The following is a 16,106-nucleotide window of genomic DNA, read 5'->3' as shown; positions in this document are numbered from 1 at the left end:
AGCGGCTTCCGACATCCTCGATAGACTGCGTGCGAGTGACACGGGGTGCCGCATCCGCGGCTGAGAACAGACCCGTCGAACCTGATCTAGTTCGTACTAGCGAAGGGATGTCGCAATGAGCGATCTTCTGCGTCCATCGTCCGATCCGTCCGTCGTCGAGCATGCGGCGACTCTGCTGGCTGCACTGCGCGCAGCGCCTCCGCTGACGCAGTGCATCACCAACTCCGTCGTCACCGGCTTCACCGCGAACGTGCTGCTCGCCCTCGGTGCGGCGCCGGCGATGGTCGACATCGTCGGGGAGGCCGGCATGTTCGCGGGTGTGGCCTCCGGCCTGCTCGTGAACCTCGGCACGCCCACGCCCGAGCAGCGTCAGGCCGGCCTCGAGGCGGTCGACGGGGCGACCGCCGCCGGAACGCCGTGGGTACTCGATCCGGTGGCGATCGGCGCTCTTCCGGTCCGCACCGCTCTCGCCACGCAACTCGCGGCACTGCGGCCGACGGCGATCCGTGGCAATGCCTCGGAGATCCTGGCGCTCGCGGGGCTCAGCGCCGGCGGACGCGGCGTCGACGCCACCGACAGCACGGATGCGGCGGCCGAAGCCGCTGTGATCCTCGCGCAGCGACACGGCAGCATCGTCGCGGTGTCGGGTCCCGTCGATCTCGTGACCGATGGTGAGCGGATCGTGCGGATCGCCAACGGGGATGAGCTGCTCACCCGGGTGACGGGCGGCGGATGCGCGCTGGGGGCGGTCATGGCCGCATTCCTCGGCGCCGCGCGCCTCGCACCCATCCCCGCCCTCGACGCCGTCGCCGCGGCATCCCTCGTCTACACGATCGCTGCGGAGCACGCGGCGGCGTCGTCCACCGGGCCCGGAAGCTTCGCCGTCGCGCTGCTGGACGCGCTCGCCGCGGTGCAGCCCCAGGAGTTGGCCCGCGAGGCGCGCGTCGAGGAGGTCTCCCGATGATCGCCGACCTCTCGCTCTATCTGGTGACGGACACGGCGTTGTGCGGCGATCGCGGTGTGGTCGAGACCGTCCGGCAGGCGGTCGACGGCGGGGTGCGCATCGTGCAGCTCCGTGACAAGACCGCGAGCGACGCGGAGATCGTCGATCAACTCGTCGCCCTGTCGCACGTGATCGACGGGCGCGCGCTCCTCGTCGTCAACGATCGTCTCGATGCCGCACTCGCCGCCCGCGGTTGTGGAGCCCGGGTCGACGGCGTGCACCTCGGGCAGGGCGATGCCTCGGTGCTGCGGGCTCGTGCCGAGCTCGGATCCGACGCCGTGATCGGCCTGACCGCGAACACCGCTGAGCATCTCGCCGCCGTCCTCGCTCTCCCTGCGGGCACAGTCGACTATCTGGGCGTCGGCGTCATCCGCCCGACCAGTACGAAACCCGATCACCCGCAGACCCTCGGCGTCGACGGTTTCCGCGCGTTCGCCGCGGCGAGCCCCCTCCCGTGCGTTGCGATCGGCGGCGTCGGCGTCGATGATGTCGACGACCTGCGCGCTGCCGGTGCGGCGGGCATCGCCGTCGTCTCGGCGCTGTGCGCGGCCGAGGAACCCCGATCCGCCGCGGAGGATTTCCTGCGCCGGTGGCGCCGCGGCTCGGTGCCCCGGGTGCTGAGCATCGCCGGCAGCGATCCCTCGGGAGGGGCGGGCATCCAGGCCGATCTCAAGTCCATCGCCGCGAACGGCGGGTACGGCATGGCAGCGATCGCCGCGCTCACCGTCCAGAACACGCGCGGCGTGCGCGGGGTCCACGTGCCGGATGCCGGAGTGCTCGCAGCGCAGCTCGCCGCCCTGTCCGACGACATCGTCATCGACGCCGTCAAGATCGGGATGCTGGCGAATGCCGATGTCGTGCGGGCGGTGATCGCCTGGCTCGATGCCGTGCGCCCGCCGATCGTCGTGCTCGATCCGGTCATGGTGGCCACCAGCGGTGATCGGCTGCTCGACCCCGCCGCCGAGGATGCGCTGCGCGAGCTGCTGCACCGCGCGCACCTCGTCACCCCGAACCTCACCGAGCTCGCCGTCCTGGTCGGGCGGGAGATCGATGACTGGGCGGACGCCCTGACGGCCGCGGAAGAGCTGTCGTCGCAGATCGACGCCGCCGTGCTCGTCAAGGGCGGCCACCTCCTCGGCGACGATGCGCCGGACGCCCTCGTCGACACCGCGCGTGGCCGTCGCGAGGTGTTCCCCGGCTCCCGCATCGAGACGTCGAACACCCACGGCACGGGGTGCTCGCTGTCCTCCGCTCTCGCGACGCTCCTCGCCCGCGGGCACGACCCCGTCGCGGCCGTGTCCTCGGCCCGGGCGTGGCTGCGGGAGTCGCTGCGCGAGAGCGACGCGCTGCACGTCGGCCGCGGGCACGGGCCCGTGCACCATTTCGCCGGGCTGTGGAGCCGCGGCGGTCTCTCGACGCGCCCGACGGCATCCGAGGTCGCAGACGACTGGTGGGAGGGGATCGCCGGCATCCGCGCGCAGATCGACGACCTGCCGTTCATCCGGAGCCTCGCCGACGGCAGCCTGCCGCGCGCGCCGTTCGACTTCTATCTGGCGCAGGACGCGCTGTACCTGCGCGACTACGCGCGCGTGCTCTCCGAGGCGGCACGGCTCGCGCCGACCTCGGCGGAGCAGGCGTTCTGGGCGGGTTCCGCCGAGGGCGCGATCGTGGGCGAGCTCGAGCTGCATGCGGCCTGGCTGACCCCCGGCGACGGCGTGACCGCGGCGACGTTCGCCGCGGAGCCGGGGTCCGCGACCACCGCGTACCTCGATCATCTGCGCTCGACGGCGTTCGCCGGCGGATACCCCGAGCTGATCGCCGCGCTCCTGCCGTGCTTCTGGCTGTACACCGACCTCGGGGAGCGTTTGCACGCGGGGGAGTTCGGCAGCCTCGCGCAAGAGGCGGAGCATCCGTACGCCTCCTGGCTCGCCACATACGCCGACCCGGCCTTCGCCGTCGCGACCGCCCAGGCCATCGCGTACGTCACGCAGACCGCCGCCGCGGTCGACGATACGACGCGGGCGCGCATGCGCCGCGCCTTCGACGTCTCGAGCGCCCACGAGCGCGACTTCTTCGATGCGCCCTGGGGGTTCGTCGCCGCCAGGTGACCGCGTGGATTTGCGGATGCCGTCACCGGCGCGCTATCGTCGCGGCATGCCTTCGGCCGCCTCCGTTTCTCCGACGCTCGCTCTGAGCGTCGTCTCGGTGCGCCGACGCCGGGCCGACCGCCGACTCTAGGCGACCCTGCGCTCCTGCCTGCCGGCGGTCGAGTGCCGGCGTCGCCGCCTCGGCCACCCTCCTGAGCCCTGTCGAAGGGCCCGACCGTTAAGGTAGAAGCATGACGTACACCGTCGCCGTTTCCGGCGCATCCGGCTATGCGGGCGGCGAGATTCTGCGCCTCCTCGCCGCTCATCCCGACATCGAGATCCGCACCGTCACGGCTCATTCGAACGCCGGACAACCGCTCGTCGACCACCAGCCGCACCTGCGCTCGCTCGCGCATCTGACGCTGCAGGACACCACTGCCGAGATCCTCGCCGGGCACGACATCGTCTTCCTGGCCCTCCCGCACGGGCAATCCGGCCAGTACACCGATGCGCTCGGTGACGTGCCGCTGATCATCGATGCCGGCGCCGACCATCGCTTGACCTCGCAGGACGCCTGGGATGCGTTCTACGGAGGCGCCTTCCACGAGCCGTGGACGTACGGAGTCCCCGAGCTCCTCGTCGGCGACGGCAAGCAGCGCGCGAATCTGCGCGGGGCGACACGGATCGCGGCGCCGGGTTGCAACGCCTCCACCGTCAGCCTGAGCCTGGCCCCGGGAATCGCCGCCGGTGTGATCGATCCCGGTGACATCGTCTCCGTGCTCGCGGTCGGTCCGTCCGGCGCCGGCAAGAGCCTGAAGACGAACCTGCTGGCGAGCGAGATCCTCGGCTCCGCGAACCCCTACGCGGTCGGGGGGACCCACCGGCACATCCCCGAGATCCGCCAGGCGCTCGCCGCGGCCGCCGGTGCCGAGCCCGCGAGCATCCGCATCTCCTTCACCCCGGTGCTCGTGCCGATGTCGCGGGGAATCCTCGCCACGTCGACCGCACCGATCATGCCCGGGGTGTCGGATGCCGAGATCTGCGCGGCATGGGAAGACGCCTACGGCGACGAGACCTTCGTCCAACTGCTCCCCGCCGGGAGCTTCCCCCGCACGGCCGACGTGCTCGGCGCCAACACCGCCCTCATCGGGCTCGCCATCGACCGCGCGGCGAACCGCGTGACCGTCGTCACCGCGGTCGACAACCTCGTCAAGGGCACGGCGGGCGCCGCCATCCAATCCATGAACATCGCGCTCGGCCTCCCCGAGGACCGCGCCCTCTCAGTGAACGGAGTCGCCCCGTGAGCGTCACCGCCCCCCAGGGTTTCGAAGCGGCCGGCGTCGCCGTCGGCCTCAAGTCCACCGGCAAGCCCGATGTCGCGGTCGTCGTCAACCGCGGGCCGCGCAAGGTCGGCGCCGCGGTGTTCACGAGCAACCGTGCCAAGGCCAACCCGATCATCTGGTCGCAGCAGGTGATCGCTGACCGCGTGGTCGAGGCGGTCGTCCTCAACTCCGGGGGCGCGAACTGCTTCACCGGGAGCTTCGGCTTCCAGACCACCCACCAGACGGCCGAGAAGGCGGCGGAGCTCCTCGGAGTGAGCGCCGGCGACGTGCTGGTGTGCTCAACCGGGCTCATCGGCACGGGTGATGAGGTCTTCCGCTCCAAAGTGCTCGCGGGGACCGAACAGGCCATCGACGCACTGTCCGCCGACGGAGGCGATATCGCCGCACAGGCCATCATGACCACCGACACCGTCGCGAAGACGGCGGTCGTCGCTCGCGACGGCTGGAGCATCGGCGGCATGGCGAAGGGCGCAGGGATGCTCGCTCCCGGTCTCGCGACCATGCTCGTGGTGCTCACCACCGACGCCGACCTCGAACCGCTCGAGGCCGACGCCGCTCTGCGCGCCGCGACCGGCACCACCTTCGATCGCCTCGACTCCGACGGCTGCATGTCGACCAACGACCAGGTCACGCTTCTCGCCAACGGCGCAAGCGGGATCAAGCCCGACCTCGAAGAGTTCCGAGCGGCGCTCGCCGAGCTCTGCCAGGTCCTCGCCGTGAAGCTGCAGGGCGACGCCGAGGGGGCGAGCCACGACATCACGATCGAGGTGCAGAACGCGGCATCCGAGCAGGATGCCGTCGAGGTCGGTCGTTCCGTCGCCCGCAACAACCTCTTCAAGGCGGCGATCTTCGGAAACGACCCGAACTGGGGTCGTGTGCTCGCCGCGATCGGCACGACCTCGGCGCAGTTCGACCCCTACGACGTGGACGTCTGGATGAACGGCGTGCGCGTGTGCACGGCCGGTGGCCCCGACCGCCCGCGTGAGGAGGTCGATCTCACGCCGCGTGCCACGCACCTCGTCATCGATCTGCGCAGCGGCGAAGCATCCGCCACCATCCTCACGAACGATCTCACGCACGACTACGTCCACGAGAACAGCGCGTACGCCTCATGACCGACATTCAGGACACTCCCGCCGAGGTCGCCGCGCAGAAGGCCGCGACCCTCATCGAGTCGCTTCCCTGGTTGAAGAAGTTCCGCGACCAGATCGTCGTCGTCAAGTACGGCGGCAACGCCATGGTCTCCGACGAGTTGCAGGAGGCGTTCGCCCAGGACATCGCCTACCTGCGCTACGTCGGCGTGCTGCCGGTCGTCGTGCACGGAGGCGGACCCCAGATCTCCGACATGCTCGGGCGGCTCGAGATCCCCAGCGAGTTCAAGGGCGGGTACCGGGTCACCAACACCGAGGCGATCAGTGTCGTGCGCATGGTGCTCACCGGACAGGTGAATCCGCAACTCGTCTCGAAGATCAACTCGCACGGCCCGATCGCCACCGGACTCAGCGGCGAAGACGCCGGTCTCTTCGGCGGTCGCCGTCGGGGCGTCATGATCGACGGGGAAGAGGTCGATCTCGGCCGCGTCGGCGACGTCGTGCAGGTCGATCCGACCCCGGTCATCGACCATCTGCGGGCCGGACGCATCCCCGTGGTGTCGAGCATCGCCCCCGATCTCGATCACCCCGGCCAGTCGCTCAACGTCAACGCGGATGCCGCGGCGGCAGCGCTCGCCATCGCGCTCGATGCGCGCAAGCTCGTCATCCTCACCGATGTGCCCGGGCTGTATGCGGACTGGCCGAATCGCGACTCCCTCGTCTCGCACCTCACCTCGTCGGCGCTCACCGAGATGCTGCCGAGCCTCGAATCGGGGATGATCCCCAAGATGCGCGCCTGCCTCGACGCCGTCGAGGCCGGGGTCGACGCCGCGGCGATCATCGACGGGCGGGTGCCGCACTCGGTGCTCGTCGAACTCTTCACCAGCAAAGGAATCGGAACGGAAGTGGTGGCAGGATGACCATCTGGCAGGACGACGCAGAGCGTGACCTCGTACTCAACGCGGGGGAGCGCCTCGCGCTGCTCACCCGCGGCGAAGGCTCCTACCTGTGGGACTCCGAGGGCCGACGCCACCTGGACTTCCTCGCGGGCATCGCCGTCACCTCCCTCGGCCACGCGCACCCCGTCTTCGTCGAGGCCGTGTCGCGCCAGGCGGCGACACTGGCGCACGTCTCCAACTACTTCGCGACGCCCCCGCAGCTGGCGCTCGCCGCGCGGCTCAAGCGCCTCGCCGGTGCGGGCATCGACGGCCGTGTGTTCTTCTCGAACTCGGGTGCCGAGGCCAATGAGGCGGCGTTCAAGCTCGCCCGTCTGCACGGCGGTACCGAGCGCCCGCGCATCATCGCGCTCGAGAACGGCTTCCACGGACGCACCATGGGATCGCTCGCCCTGACGGCGAAGCCGTCGATGCGCGCGCCGTTCGAGCCGATGCCCGGCGGAGTCGAGCACATCTCCGCGACGATCGAGGCGCTCGAGGCGGCGATCGATGATCGCGTCGCCGCCGTCATCGTCGAGCCGATCCAGGGTGAGGCGGGTGTCGTCGAGCTTCCCGAGGGGTATCTCGCCGCGGCCCGTTCGCTCACGCTCGCCCATGGCGCGCTCCTGATCGTCGACGAGATCCAGACGGGCGCCGGGCGCACCGGTGCCTGGTTCGGGTTCAGCCACGAGGGCATCACCCCCGACGCCATCACCCTGGCGAAGGGCATCGGTGGTGGCTTCCCGATCGGTGCACTCGTCACCTATGGAGCCGCCAGCGCCCTGTTCACGCCCGGATCGCACGGCTCCACCTTCGGCGGCAACCCGCTGGCGACGGCGGTGGCCGATGCGGTGCTCGCCGAGATCGAGGACGCCGGTCTCGTCGAGAATTCGGCGCGCCGGGGAGAAGAGCTGCGCGACGTCATCCTCGGGATCGATTCGCCGTTGATCTCGGCCGTCCGCGGCCGCGGCTTGCTCATCGGCGTCGCCCTCGCCGAGCCCGTCGCCGGGGCCGTCGTGGCCGCCGCGCAGGAGCGGGGCCTCATCATCAACGCCGCCAACCCCGAGACCGTCCGCATCGCTCCCGCTCTCACGATCGGCGACGCCGAGATCGCCGAGTTCCGCGAGCTGTTCACCGCTGCGCTCTCCGCCGTCCAGGCATCCCACCCCGGAAAGGTATCCGCATGACCCGCCACCTGCTGCGCGACGACGACCTGACGCCCGCCGAACAGGCCGAGATCCTCGACCTCGCCATCGAGCTGAAGAAGGATCGCTGGGCCGACAAGAGCCTGGCGGGCCCGCAGACCGTCGCGGTGATCTTCGACAAGTCGTCGACGCGCACCCGCGTCTCGTTCGCGGTCGGCATCGCCGATCTCGGCGGATCGCCGTTGATCATCTCGACGGCGAGCAGCCAGCTCGGGGGCAAGGAGACGCCGTCCGACACCGCGCGCGTCCTCGAGCGTCAGGTCGCCGCGATCGTCTGGCGCACGTACGCCCAGTCCGGCCTCGAAGAGATGTCGGCGGGTACCCGCGTGCCCGTGATCAATGCGCTCTCCGATGACTTCCACCCGTGTCAGCTGCTCGCCGACCTGCTCACGATCCGTGAGCACAAGGGTGCGCTCGAGGGACTCACCCTGACCTTCTTCGGCGACGGCCAGAGCAACATGGCGCACTCCTACGCGCTCGCCTGTGTCACGGCCGGGATGCACGTGCGCATCGCCTCGCCCGCCGACTACTCGCCGCGCGCCGATGTCGTCGAGGCGGCGGATCGTCGTGCCGCCGAGACCGGGGGCTCGATCACGCTCTTCACCGACCCCGTCGAGGCGGCGGCCGGTGCCGATGTCATCGTGACCGACACCTGGGTGTCGATGGGCAAGGAAGAGGAGAAGCTCGCCCGCATCCGCGATCTGGGTGGGTACAAGGTCACGCCCGAGACGATGGAGATCGCCGATCCCGAGGCGATCTTCATCCATTGCCTGCCCGCCGACCGCGGCTACGAGGTGGACTCCGAGGTCATCGACGGGCCGAAGAGCGTGGTCTGGGACGAAGCCGAGAACCGGCTGCACGCGCAGAAGGCGCTGCTGGTCTGGCTGCTCCGCCAGAACGGACAGGCCGCAGCCCTCGAAGGAGCGAACGCATGACCGACGCCACGCACGACGGCACGAACGAGGGCGCCCTCTGGGGTGCGCGGTTCGCGACGGGTCCGTCGCCCGAGCTCGTCGAGCTCAGCCGGTCGACCCACTTCGACTGGATCCTCGCTCCGTACGACATCGCGGGTTCTCACGCGCACGCCAAGGCTCTCGAGGCCGCCGGCTACCTCGAGCCCGACGAGGCGGCCCGCATGCACGCGGGGCTGGATGCCGTCGCACGCAAGGTCGCGGACGGCACGTTGCTGCCGGTGCCGACGGACGAAGACGTGCACGGCGCGCTCGAGCAGGCGTTGATCGTCGAGCTCGGTCCCGAACTCGGCGGGCGCCTCCGCGCCGGCCGCAGCCGCAACGATCAGATCGCCACGCTCGTGCGGATGTACCTGATCGACCATGCCGGAGTCATCGCCCGCGACATCCTGCGCGTCATCGATGCGCTGGTGTCCCAGGCCGAAGCCCACCCCGAGGCCATCCTGCCCGGCCGCACGCATCTGCAGCACGCGCAGCCGGTGCTGCTCGCACATCACCTGCAGGCTCACGGCTGGCCGCTCGTCCGGGAACTCGAGCGTCTCGTCGACTGGCGTCGGCGCGCAGGCGTCTCGCCCTACGGCGGGGGAGCGCTCGCGGGGTCGACCCTGGGACTGGACCCGGCTTTGGTCGCCTCCGAGCTCGGTCTCGACCGCCCGTCGGAGAATTCTCTCGACGGCACCGCTGCGCGCGATGTGGTGGCGGAGTTCGCCTTCGTTACCGCGATGATCGGTGTCGACATCTCGCGGCTCTCCGAGGAGATCATCCTCTGGAACACACGGGAGTTTGGATTCGTCACCCTCGACGACGGCTACTCGACCGGCTCGAGCATCATGCCGCAGAAGAAGAATCCCGACATCGCGGAGCTGGCTCGCGGCAAGTCGGGCCGCCTCATCGGCAATCTGTCCGGCCTGATGGCTACTCTCAAGGGTCTTCCGCTGGCGTACAACCGCGACCTGCAGGAAGACAAGGAGCCGGTGTTCGATTCGGTGCGCACGCTCGAGGTGGTGCTGCCGGCTTTCGCGGGCATGGTCGCGACGCTGCGCTTCGACACCGCCCGGATGGCGGAGCTCGCGCCCCAGGGATTCTCGCTCGCGACGGATGTGGCCGAGTGGCTGGTCAAGCAGCGGGTGCCGTTCCGCGACGCGCACGAGATCTCGGGCGCGCTCGTGCGCGCCTGCGAAGAGCAGGGGATCGGTCTCGAGGATGCCTCCGATGAACTCCTCGCGGGCGTCTCGGCGCATCTGACTCCCGAGGTGCGCTCCGTTCTCACGATCGAGGGCTCGGTGGCTTCCCGCACCGGCGTCGGCGGGACCGCGCCCGTCCGGGTCGCGGAGCAGCGCGCCGAGCTCGTGGCCCGCGCACAGGCCGCCGCGCACGCGCTCGGGCTCTGACGGCCCGTCCTGCGTCTGATCGACTCCGCTCTGGGGCTCTGGGGCTCTGGGGCTCTGGGGCTCTGGGGCTCAGTGCAGAGCGGAGTCGGCGGCGTCGCGCACCCAGCGCGTGAAGCGCACGGTCAGGCCCGCGCGCGTCGGTGCGGCGAGGTGGGGGCCGGCGGATGCGGCGGCGTCGCCGTCGAACGGGGCGACCCTGACCAGTCGCCATTCGCCGTCGTCGGCCCGGGCGCGCACGATGAGGGCATCCGCCCATCTGCTCACCCGAACGGTGATCTCGGCATCGAGCCATTCGTCGACGAAGCCCACCGACCAGTCGGAGCGGATGTCGGTGACCACGGCGCCGAGGCCCAGATGCCCGTCGGCGAACTCGACGCCGGCCTTCATCCAGTGCTCGTCGTCGATGCCCACGTAGATGCCGGCCTGATCGAACTCTCCGGTCCAGGGAGCGCGGAAGGTGACCTCCATCGCCTCACCCACGGCGAGCGGAGCGAGGAGGGCGTGCTCGGTGTCGTGGACGAAGCCGTAGGCGGTGTGGCGCCAAGCGTCGCTACCTTCGACGGCCGTGACGTCCAGTTCGGTCTCGCCGTTCTGCGAGAGAGGGGCATGGGTCCAGGTTCCGGCGGTCCACGGAATGATGTGCGAATCGGGCATGTTCCGAGACTATAACCATTCAGGGCATAAATGAACAATATTCGTGTTACGGTTATGCCATGGTCATCGCGGTGATTGCCGACATCGTGGGATCGCGCGCGCTCCGCGATCGCACAGCCGCGCAGCGTCTGCTCGACGACACCATCGCCCGCGTCGAGGGCGATGTGCCGCTCGCGGTACAGGCCTTGACACCGACGGTCGGCGACGAGCAACAGGGGCTCTATCGAGACCTGGCAGATGCCATGACCTCGATCCTGATGATCCAGCTGGCGCTTCCCGATGGTGTGGCCTTCCGTTTCGGTCTCGGTGTGGGAGACGTCCGCGACGTCGACTCCGCGCACGGCGCCCTGCCGGACGGCCCCGGGTGGTGGGCGGCGCGTGCCGCGATCGAGATCGCTCACGAGCGCGAGCGACGTGCCGTGCCGCGGTCGCGGTCGTGGATTGTCGGAGCCCCCGAGCAGAATGACGTCATGGAGACGACGATCGCCGCATCGAACGCCTACCTCCTCGTCCGAGACGAGCTGGTCGGGGCGATGAACGAGCGCGAGCGACGGCTCGCCTACGGCCGACTCATCGGCCGTTCCCAGCAGGAGCTGGCCGCGCTCGAGGGCATCACGCAACCCAGCGTCTCGAAGTCGTTGAAACGCGCCGGTGCGCCGGCGCTCCTCGACGGCCTCGCCGCTCTTCGCGGAGACATCGCATGATCCTCGCCGGTTTCGTCCTTCTCGCGGTCGGCGCGGCCGATCTCGTGCGCCAGTTCGTCCCCCGCCGATGGGTTGGGTACCTCGTCGCCGCTATCCTGCTCCTGTTGCTCGGCAGCGTCAGCGATGCGCTCCTTCCGATGGTCGCGGCCCTCGCGGCCGGAGCGATCTGGGTGTGGTGCATGCCCGACGATCGCCCCTCGCGCGCCGGGTTCTGGCCCGCGGTCGTTCTCGCCGTTCTCAGCGTCGGGGCCGTCGTCGCCGTGGGCGACCGGACGGAGACCGGGCTGATCGGCGCGATCTGGCACCTGCGCTCTCCATTCGGCATCGTCTCGTTCGACCTCGCGATCCTCGTGATCGGTGTGGCCGCCTTCCTCCTCGAATCCGCGAACCTCGTGGTGCGTGCGGCACTCGACGGCGAGCACACCTGGCGGCCGGCCGAGAAGGCGCTGGCCACCCCGCCGCAGAACACCTCGCCGCAGAGCGCCGGGGCGACCGGAGAATCCGAGACCGCCGCGTCGACATCGGGGGTCACGACGACGGCGGCCGATGCGCCGCGCGATCGGCGCGGAGCGTTCCAGGGCGGACGACTGATCGGACCGCTCGAGCGCATTCTCGTGCTGATGCTCACGCTCGCGGCGGCCTACCCGATCCTTGCGGCGATGCTCGCAGCGAAGGGCATCGTCCGCTTCCCCGAGATCTCGAAAGACGGGGAGACCGGCGCGCGCGCCGAGTACTTCCTCGTCGGCAGTCTCGTGAGCTGGGTGATCGCTCTCGGAGCGGCCTTCCTGGTCTGGTGGTCGGCGAACAGCTGACCGACCATGCGCTGATAGCCTGGAGAGCGTGTCTGAACCCGCTCTGACGACCGCGACGCCGGCCATCGATTCCACGTTCGAGAACGTATGGGACGAACTGGTGTGGCGTGGACTCGTCCATGTGTCCACCGACCAGGAGGCGCTGCGCGCCCTGCTCGCGGGAGACCCCATCACGTATTACTGCGGGTTCGATCCGACAGCTCCGAGCCTGCACCTGGGCAACCTCGTGCAGCTGCTCACGCTGCGTCGCATCCAGCTCGCCGGCCACAAGCCGCTCGGACTCGTTGGAGGGTCGACCGGTCTTATCGGCGATCCCCGGCCCACCGCCGAGCGCACCCTGAACACGCCCGAGACCGTGGCCGAGTGGGTCGATCGACTGCGGGCGCAGGTGGAGCGCTACCTGAGCTTCGAGGGCGACAACGCTGCACGGATCGTGAACAACCTCGACTGGACGGCACCGCTGTCGGCGATCGACTTCCTGCGTGAGATCGGCAAGCACTACCGCGTGGGCACGATGCTGAAGAAAGACGCGGTCGCGGCACGCCTGAACTCCGATGAGGGCATCAGCTACACCGAGTTCAGCTACCAGATCCTGCAGGGCATGGACTTCCTCGAGCTGTACCGCCAGTACGACTGCGTGCTGCAGACAGGCGGATCCGATCAGTGGGGCAACCTCACCAGCGGCACGGATCTCATCCGTCGCTCCGAGGGAGCGTCGGCCCATGCGATCGGCACGCCGCTGATCACCAACAGTGACGGCACCAAGTTCGGCAAGAGCGAGGGCAACGCGATCTGGCTCGATGCCGAGATGTGCAGCCCGTACCGCATGTACCAGTTCTGGCTGAGCACGACCGACGCCGATGTCATCGAGCGGTTGAAGGTCTTCACCTTCCTCAGGCGGGCCGAGATCGAGGAGTACGAGGCGTTGGTCGCCGCGGAGCCGTTCCGCCGCGCCGCGCAGAAGCGTCTCGCGCTCGAGGTGGGGGTGACGGTCCACGGTGCCGAAGCGACGGCAGCCGTGATCGCCGCATCCGACGCTCTGTTCGGACAGGGCGACCTGACGGCACTCGATGCCGCGACGCTGCGCACGGCGCTCGAAGAGTTGCCGAATGCGACGGTCGCTGCCGGCACGCCGGTGGTCGAGGCCCTCGTCTCGACGGGTCTGGTGTCGAGCCTGTCCGAAGCGCGCCGTGCGATCTCGCAGGGCGGCGTCTCCCTCGACGGCGTGCGGGTCGAAGACGAGGGTTCGACGGTGCAGGGTGGTCTCCCGGGTGGAGTCTCCGTGCTCCGCCGGGGCAAGAAGACCCTGGCCGGCGTCTTCATCGCCTGAGCATCCGCCTGGCGCGGATCGTCACCCGATGCGCACAGTCACCGACGCGCACTGAGACCGAGGAGGACGGATGCCGTTCACACCCAGTCACGCTGTCGTCGCTCTGCCGTTCATCCGCACGCCGTTGATTCCTGCGGCGATCGCGATCGGTGCGATGACGCCGGACCTGCCGCTGTTCCTCCGCGGGGTGGGCCTGAACTACGTGTTCACCCACACCTTCGGGAATGTCGTCTGGACGGCACTGCTCGCCGCGGTGTTGTTCCTCGTGTGGCGCACGGTACTGCGTCCCGCCGTACCCGAGCTCGCACCGCTCGGGATCGCCCGGCGGCTGCCGGGGGAGTGGGCTCACCGTGGCGTCGGCGCGGCGCGTGAGGCGCTCGGCGCCGGACGACCCCGCCGTTATCCGATCCTGCTGGCCGTGTCCCTGGTCTTCGGGGTGCTCTCCCACATCGTCTGGGATCTCTTCACGCATGAGGGGCGCTGGGGTGTCGAGCTGATTCCGGCGCTCGACGACATGTGGGGTCCGTTGACCGGCTACAAGTGGTTGCAGCACGGATCGAGCATCCTCGGTCTGGTGATCCTCGGCGTGTGGGTGCTCCTCTGGCTGCGGCGAAGCGAGCCGCGTCTCACGTTCGCACCCCGAGTGCCGCGCGGGGTGCGCGTGGGGTGGTGGTTGTCGCTGCCCCTCGTGTTGATCGCCGCCTGGGTCATCGGGCTGGCGATCTTCGGCCCGCTGTCGGAGGACTTCACCGTGCAGCACCTCGCCTACCGGGTGCTCCCTCCGGCGTGCGCGCTGTGGGGAGTGGGCACTCTCGTGCTCTGCATCGCGGTCACGGTTCCGCGCCGGCCTCACCAGCGCGGCTGATCCCGTCCCCACGGGCGCGGCACGGCGTACTCGACCGCGGGAATCGCCGGACGGGCCGTGATGAGCGTGTGTCCCCCGACGACGAATCGTGCGGTGTGGGATGCGACATCGATCGGAGCCTCGCTCGGAATGTCGTCGCCGCGAGGCATGCCGAGGAGTTCGGCAGCGATACGCCGCAGAGAGGTGTGCACGAACCACGACCCGCCTTCGGCCTTGCGGCGCTCCAGAGTGCGGAGGATCGCTGCGGCCAGAAGATAGCCGGCGCTGTGATCGAGCGCCTGAGCAGGAAGCGCCCCGGGCCGATCACCGTCCGGGGACTCGATCATCGCGATGCCCGACTCCGCCTGCACGAGACTGTCGAACCCCGCACGTGCGGGGTCGTCGAGCCCCCAAGCGCTGAGCTGGGCGACGAGCAGATGCGGATGACGCAGCGCCAGAGCATCTGCATCGAGTCCGAGACGCTCGAGCGCCGCAGGCCGGTAGCCGAGAACGACCACGTCGGCGCCGGTGAGCAGTTCCTCCATCCGGGGGGAGCGCGCGTTGAGCAGCGCGGAGCGTTTCCCATGACCCGTGTCGAGGTGCTGCCACTCGGGTTCGAGCAGATTCCGGGGGTCGATGCGAAGCACATCGGCACCCCAGAGCGCGAGGGTGCGCGTGGCCACGGGACCGGCGATGACCCGGGTGAGATCGAGCACCCGCACACCGTGCAGGGGCTTCTCGGTCTCGCCTGTTCGCCTCGAGCGCGGAGCGACCGAGACATCCCGACGCACGACGTGGAGGAGGGGCGTGCCGCGCAGCTCCGTATCCACGCTCGGATGCTCGTCGCGCACCTCGACGGCGAGACCTCCTGCAGCGGACACCGACGCGACCGCTTCGCTCGATCGACACTCGGCGAGGGCGCGACCGACGGTCTCTGGAGTGGCGGAGCTCGCGAGCCCGAGGCCGACGAGGAGACGGGCGGCGTGATGCGGGTAGTTGCCGTGTGTGCGGATCCATCCGTCCGAGGTCTGCCAGAAGCCCGACAGGGGAGCCCACACCGGGGGCGCGGTGCCGTCGATGGTGAGCACGCGATCGCTGCGGTAGGCGACGGCGATCCGGTCGGGATCGATCGACTCCACAGGAGCGGGGGAGGAGAGCAGCGTCGCTGCGGCGACGCTCGCCCAGGCCAGATGACCCGTCGAGAGTCGGGAGGGGAGGAGGACCGAGGGAGGCGCAAGAGCCTGTGCGCGGAGTGCGAGATCGGGGGAGCCCAGCTCGGAGAAGACGCGGGAGAGCAACGGCGACGACATGCCGCCGATCGTACTCTCGGGCCGCATGCGGCCGGAAATCACCTCTGACCCGGCGGAAAGCGCGTCAATACCCGCACCGACACGCCCGGGGGGTGCGCCCCGATTTGCCAGAACCCCGGAATCCACGTAACTTATTACTTGTTCGCCCCACAGGGAAGCGGAGAAGCCCAGAGCTTCACCCCCCTCAAGCGGAGAACCACTCCCGATCCTCTCTCTTGAGAGATCAGGCGCTTGCGTCTAGGATGGGAGATCCACCTCTTCTACAGCTTGTTCAGCTGTGCAGCGGATCTAAGATTCGCGACACGCCGACTTGACAAGCAAGATGAGATGGGTAAGATAGAGAAGTTGCCCTGCGGGCCTGGTTGTGATGACTGGGTCGTGGGAGCATCCGATCCTTGAGAACTCAACAGCGTGCACTTGTCAAAT

The 16,106-nt window shown here is 69.5% G+C and carries 14 protein-coding genes and 1 riboswitch; of the genes, 12 read left to right on the top strand and 2 right to left on the bottom strand.

All coding sequences use genetic code 11. From position 1 onward, the window contains the following. Positions 1–31: 31 nt before the first annotated feature. A riboswitch (TPP riboswitch) is annotated at positions 32–125 on the top strand. The 8 genes from thiM (at position 116) to argH (ending at position 10,026) form a co-directional block, all read left to right on the top strand. After that, entirely contained in the window at positions 116–964 is an 849-nt protein-coding gene (gene thiM, locus ACIOSY_RS14115; protein WP_400854335.1) for a hydroxyethylthiazole kinase, read from the top strand. (Overlaps the previous riboswitch by 10 nt.) After that, positions 961–3,111: a bifunctional hydroxymethylpyrimidine kinase/phosphomethylpyrimidine kinase gene (locus tag ACIOSY_RS14110; RefSeq protein ID WP_400854333.1), complete on the top strand. Its 2,151-nt coding sequence runs from the start codon at positions 961–963 to the stop codon at positions 3,109–3,111. Before thiM ends, ACIOSY_RS14110 begins: the two co-directional genes overlap by 4 nt. Positions 3,112–3,341: 230 nt before the next feature. Continuing rightward, entirely contained in the window at positions 3,342–4,394 is a 1,053-nt protein-coding gene (gene argC, locus ACIOSY_RS14105) for an N-acetyl-gamma-glutamyl-phosphate reductase (protein WP_400854331.1), read from the top strand. Continuing rightward, a complete protein-coding gene (argJ, locus tag ACIOSY_RS14100) occupies positions 4,391–5,548 on the top strand; it encodes a bifunctional glutamate N-acetyltransferase/amino-acid acetyltransferase ArgJ (protein WP_400854329.1) in 1,158 nt (385 codons plus the stop codon). Before argC ends, argJ begins: the two co-directional genes overlap by 4 nt. After that, the gene (argB, locus tag ACIOSY_RS14095; protein WP_400854327.1) at positions 5,545–6,444 is read left to right on the top strand and encodes an acetylglutamate kinase; all 900 of its coding nucleotides are present in this window, start codon (positions 5,545–5,547) and stop codon (positions 6,442–6,444) included. Before argJ ends, argB begins: the two co-directional genes overlap by 4 nt. After that, entirely contained in the window at positions 6,441–7,646 is a 1,206-nt protein-coding gene (locus tag ACIOSY_RS14090; RefSeq protein WP_400854325.1) for an acetylornithine transaminase, read from the top strand. The genes argB and ACIOSY_RS14090 overlap by 4 nt, the downstream gene beginning before the upstream one ends. Continuing rightward, a complete protein-coding gene (argF, locus tag ACIOSY_RS14085) occupies positions 7,643–8,599 on the top strand; it encodes an ornithine carbamoyltransferase (RefSeq protein ID WP_400854323.1) in 957 nt (318 codons plus the stop codon). The genes ACIOSY_RS14090 and argF overlap by 4 nt, the downstream gene beginning before the upstream one ends. Next, positions 8,596–10,026, top strand: a complete 1,431-nt coding sequence (gene argH, locus ACIOSY_RS14080) for an argininosuccinate lyase (protein WP_400854321.1) — start codon at positions 8,596–8,598, stop codon at positions 10,024–10,026. The genes argF and argH overlap by 4 nt, the downstream gene beginning before the upstream one ends. 69 nt (positions 10,027–10,095) lie before the next feature. Here the strand turns inward: argH and ACIOSY_RS14075 are convergent, their stop codons facing one another. Continuing rightward, complete coding sequence (locus ACIOSY_RS14075) at positions 10,096–10,680, bottom strand: DUF1349 domain-containing protein (protein ID WP_400854319.1); 585 nt, start codon at positions 10,678–10,680, stop codon at positions 10,096–10,098. A 59-nt stretch (positions 10,681–10,739) separates the two neighbouring features. On the opposite strand from ACIOSY_RS14075, the gene ACIOSY_RS14070 reads away from it, so the two are divergent. The 4 genes from ACIOSY_RS14070 (at position 10,740) to ACIOSY_RS14055 (ending at position 14,391) form a co-directional block, all read left to right on the top strand. After that, positions 10,740–11,384: a SatD family protein gene (locus ACIOSY_RS14070; protein ID WP_400854317.1), complete on the top strand. Its 645-nt coding sequence runs from the start codon at positions 10,740–10,742 to the stop codon at positions 11,382–11,384. Next, positions 11,381–12,196, top strand: coding sequence for a hypothetical protein (locus tag ACIOSY_RS14065; RefSeq protein WP_400854315.1), 816 nt, complete (start codon positions 11,381–11,383; stop codon positions 12,194–12,196). The genes ACIOSY_RS14070 and ACIOSY_RS14065 overlap by 4 nt, the downstream gene beginning before the upstream one ends. Positions 12,197–12,224: 28 nt before the next feature. Continuing rightward, the gene (gene tyrS, locus ACIOSY_RS14060) at positions 12,225–13,526 is read left to right on the top strand and encodes a tyrosine--tRNA ligase (protein ID WP_400854313.1); all 1,302 of its coding nucleotides are present in this window, start codon (positions 12,225–12,227) and stop codon (positions 13,524–13,526) included. A gap of 70 nt (positions 13,527–13,596) precedes the next feature. Beyond that, positions 13,597–14,391, top strand: coding sequence for a DUF4184 family protein (locus ACIOSY_RS14055; protein ID WP_400854311.1), 795 nt, complete (start codon positions 13,597–13,599; stop codon positions 14,389–14,391). On the opposite strand, the gene ACIOSY_RS14050 is transcribed toward ACIOSY_RS14055, so the two are convergent. Further along, positions 14,376–15,680: a CoA transferase gene (locus ACIOSY_RS14050; protein ID WP_400854309.1), complete on the bottom strand. Its 1,305-nt coding sequence runs from the start codon at positions 15,678–15,680 to the stop codon at positions 14,376–14,378. The genes ACIOSY_RS14055 and ACIOSY_RS14050 overlap by 16 nt on opposite strands. Positions 15,681–16,106 lie beyond the last annotated feature (426 nt).

The organism is Microbacterium sp. NPDC087665 (genome assembly GCF_044743285.1).
In the GTDB taxonomy this organism is placed as follows: domain Bacteria; phylum Actinomycetota; class Actinomycetes; order Actinomycetales; family Microbacteriaceae; genus Microbacterium.
Note: the sequence above shows the minus strand (reverse complement) of the source record. Positions and strands in the feature narration are given on the sequence as shown.

Excerpts from the sequence above, each read along its gene's own strand:
- ACIOSY_RS14090 (WP_400854325.1), top strand. The coding sequence starts at position 6,441 with ATGACCATCTGGCAGGACGACGCAGAGCGTGACCTCGTACTCAACGCG.
- ACIOSY_RS14050 (WP_400854309.1), bottom strand. The coding sequence starts at position 15,680 with ATGTCGTCGCCGTTGCTCTCCCGCGTCTTCTCCGAGCTGGGCTCCCCC.
- argH (WP_400854321.1), top strand. The coding sequence starts at position 8,596 with ATGACCGACGCCACGCACGACGGCACGAACGAGGGCGCCCTCTGGGGT.
- ACIOSY_RS14055 (WP_400854311.1), top strand. The coding sequence starts at position 13,597 with ATGCCGTTCACACCCAGTCACGCTGTCGTCGCTCTGCCGTTCATCCGC.
- ACIOSY_RS14075 (WP_400854319.1), bottom strand. The coding sequence starts at position 10,680 with ATGCCCGATTCGCACATCATTCCGTGGACCGCCGGAACCTGGACCCAT.
- ACIOSY_RS14065 (WP_400854315.1), top strand. The coding sequence starts at position 11,381 with ATGATCCTCGCCGGTTTCGTCCTTCTCGCGGTCGGCGCGGCCGATCTC.
- ACIOSY_RS14110 (WP_400854333.1), top strand. The coding sequence starts at position 961 with ATGATCGCCGACCTCTCGCTCTATCTGGTGACGGACACGGCGTTGTGC.
- argC (WP_400854331.1), top strand. The coding sequence starts at position 3,342 with ATGACGTACACCGTCGCCGTTTCCGGCGCATCCGGCTATGCGGGCGGC.
- thiM (WP_400854335.1), top strand. The coding sequence starts at position 116 with ATGAGCGATCTTCTGCGTCCATCGTCCGATCCGTCCGTCGTCGAGCAT.
- argF (WP_400854323.1), top strand. The coding sequence starts at position 7,643 with ATGACCCGCCACCTGCTGCGCGACGACGACCTGACGCCCGCCGAACAG.
- ACIOSY_RS14070 (WP_400854317.1), top strand. The coding sequence starts at position 10,740 with ATGGTCATCGCGGTGATTGCCGACATCGTGGGATCGCGCGCGCTCCGC.
- argB (WP_400854327.1), top strand. The coding sequence starts at position 5,545 with ATGACCGACATTCAGGACACTCCCGCCGAGGTCGCCGCGCAGAAGGCC.